3 protein-coding genes are annotated in these 2,726 nt (G+C 56.1%); all 3 read right to left on the reverse strand.

Annotation, left to right across the window (positions count from 1 at the left end; genetic code table 11):
• The coding region (locus VG146_06990) for a type I restriction endonuclease (GenBank protein ID HEV2392094.1) at positions 1 to 865 on the reverse strand (865 nt) is incomplete at its 3' end.
• Between the two features lie 33 nt (positions 866 to 898).
• A complete protein-coding gene (locus VG146_06995) occupies positions 899 to 2,062 on the reverse strand; it encodes an ATP-binding protein (protein ID HEV2392095.1) in 1,164 nt (387 codons plus the stop codon).
• Positions 2,059 to 2,726, reverse strand: a 668-nt coding sequence (locus VG146_07000) for a restriction endonuclease subunit S (GenBank protein ID HEV2392096.1), incomplete at its 5' end; no start/stop codon positions are given. The genes VG146_06995 and VG146_07000, both read right to left, overlap by 4 nt.

A 2,726-nucleotide genomic window follows, 5' to 3' on the forward strand; every position in this document is an offset into this window, starting at 1 on the left:
CACCGGTCTTGTTGCCTTTGTCGTCCTCCAACTCGACGATGTGGATGAAATGTTGGAGCAGGTTCAGGATGCTGTCCCGCGCCCACACCTGTTCCCACAGATAGGCGGTCGAAAAGCCCTTCCATGACGGCGGGTTGCCAGCGCCCAGGTTGTAGCCCTGGTTGAACGGCAGGAAAGCGGTCTTCGGGCCTGCCAGGGCCGTCGTTACATACACCAGGGCCGGATCGACGGCAAAATGCGCCAAGCATCGGCCAAACGCGAACAGCGGCTCTTTGGGGTCACGGTCCTGCCGATACTGCCGGACGGCATCCTGGACGTTCTGGCCTTTGAAAGGATTCTTCAGCTCCGCCGTGAACAGCGGCAGCCCGTTAAGAAAGAGCGCCGTGTCCAGGCTCTTTTCGTTTTTCTCGCTGTATTTGAGCTGGCGGACGACGCTGAACAGGTTGGCCTGGTAAAGTTTCTGTGTCGCCTCGTTGAGACCGGACGACGGTTTGAAATACACCAGCCGAAATTTGCAGCCGTTCGCCTTGATGCCCCTGCGCAGGACATGGAGGGTGCCGTGCTTCGTGATCTCGGCAGCCAGGCGCTTCAACAAGACCTGCTTCGCATCATGGCCATGCTGCGCCTGCATTTTCTGCCACTCCTTCGGCTGCGTGGCGTATATGAAATCAAGCACGTCTTTTGGGATCAGGCAAAGGGCCTTATCGTAGTCAGTGGGTTGACGGCGCTGATAACCTCCGGGCGGGTAAGCACCGGTGGGTGCGTCGGCCAGTGCGGGCGTGCCCTGCGGGGCGCTGCTCCACGGGTCGCGGAGCAAGCTCGCCTCGATGCTGGCTTCGAAATTCTTTTCAGATGTGTCCGTCATGGAGAGAGCGCTCGGAGGTGACTCCGAGCAAATTCAAATTTCAGGAAGCCCGAGCTTTGCATAAAGCGCCACTTTTTGGTTTCTCCGGATTTCGGGCGGATTACCCTTCGTCAGGTATTCAATAAACTCAGCCGCTTCTTCGACCGATGTCGCTATCTCGGCTACGGCTTCAATCTGCGCCGAATAAACGACAGGCATTCGGGGTGATGTAAAAGGGCCGGAAGAAGTGCCTGCCGCAACCCCTTTCTCAATCGCCCGTTGTTGCCGGTGGTTCAAATATTCGATCTTCTGCTCCCTGGTCATGGGCCGTTGGGTCTTTTTTAGCTCAAACCGCACGTTTGCCAGGAGCAGCTTCAACCAGGGGTCAGTGGCCCCATCGGCCAAAGCGCCCGCCGCGTTGATGGTCTTTCCGGGATTTGCCAAAAGCTGCTCGATCATGAAGTGGTGCCTGTCCAGAGAATGCGCAGAGAGCTTGGAGTGCCCGGCGAACCAAGACCAGCGCCCGATAATATTGCGAATCTGCTCCTCCTCTGTCCACCGTGGCTTGACGGTGATCGCCATGCCAAAGACACTCTCCTCGTAAATCGTAACTTCATCGGTATTAAAGGACCAAAGAACACTTTCCTGATCGATCAAACTTAAAGTATGGGCATCGCAGTGATCCATCCGTGTCTCAATGTCGTAATAAAAACCTGACTCTGATCGAAAGCGCAACGTCACTTTCTTGCCTTTAAACTGAAGTAGTTTTCTCGCCTTGTCGTTCTGACTGGCGATCAGCTCCAAGAAAGCCTCACGCGATGCCTCGACACTCTCTGACCCACGCCTGATGTGAGCGATCCCGCCAAAATGCGGTCGGCATTTGCTGAAGGGAACCATAACCGACAACACTTCCACCGCTCTTCCGCCGACTTCAACCCTGAGCACGCAGGTTTGGTATTCAATGGGCGGATAGCACTTTTTAGCCGCCACACCTGCTAATTTTTTTTGCGTGTCGTCGGCGTCCCGCAATCCCGGATGCTGCCCATCGTTGCGAGCGCCAATGAACAACACGGCGGTTTGGCCTTCATTGACGGAGTTGGCGAACGCAACCAGCGTTCGGCGCACATCCCTGTCATCGAACGATTCCTTCCTTTCGACCCAGGGGTCTTCGGACTGGCCAAGCCTCGCCAGCAGTTGCGCTGTGAGGTTCTCGTTCATGTTCCTGACCTCACATCAATCTGGCCCGTGACGGCGGCGGAGATGAGTGCCTTCCGGTATTCCACCAACCGCTCAATCGCCGTCCGCACCTTCGCCATCAGGGCGTCCAACTTCGCTGCCTCCACGTCAAGATAAGTGGCGATGGCGGCTTGCTCGGAGTGGGACGGCCAAGCAACGAAAACTGGGTGAATCAAATTTCGGTTGAGAGTTGGATTAGCCGATCCCGTGTCAAAACTCGCCAAGTCCATGGTGCATAGTTTGTAGAAAACGAATCGAGGGTGATTGCCACGGAACTCCTTTACATAAAGCGTTGTGTCGTGAGGCCAATAGTCCGATTCGACATAGTGAACCGCTCCGGCAGTCCCCTTACGACCCACTACCACGCCTGGCCCACGAGCAAGCGCTTTGTCGTGAAATGATGATGTGCCCCCCGAGGACACTACTGGCACACTGCCTTCATTCTGGTCGTCTTTAGTAATATCCACGCCCCGCTGAAGCTGAATCTTTCGCCCAAGACGGACCAAATCCCAATGCCTCGGGATTTGGCCGAGCCAGGGGATGCCGGAATCTCTTTTAGGAGCGTTGGGGTTGAGGCCCCTGGTGACAGCGTGGCTGATCAGCGCCGTGCGCTTCTCATGCAACAACTCGATCAACCTCTCCTTCT

The sequence above is a fragment of the Verrucomicrobiia bacterium genome, from assembly GCA_035946615.1.
Lineage (GTDB): Bacteria > Verrucomicrobiota > Verrucomicrobiia > Limisphaerales > UBA8199 > DASYZB01.

What these genes read in the sequence shown, in the direction of transcription:
- VG146_06995 (HEV2392095.1), bottom strand. Translation starts at nt 2,062, where the DNA reads ATGAACGAGAACCTCACAGCGCAACTGCTGGCGAGGCTTGGCCAGTCC.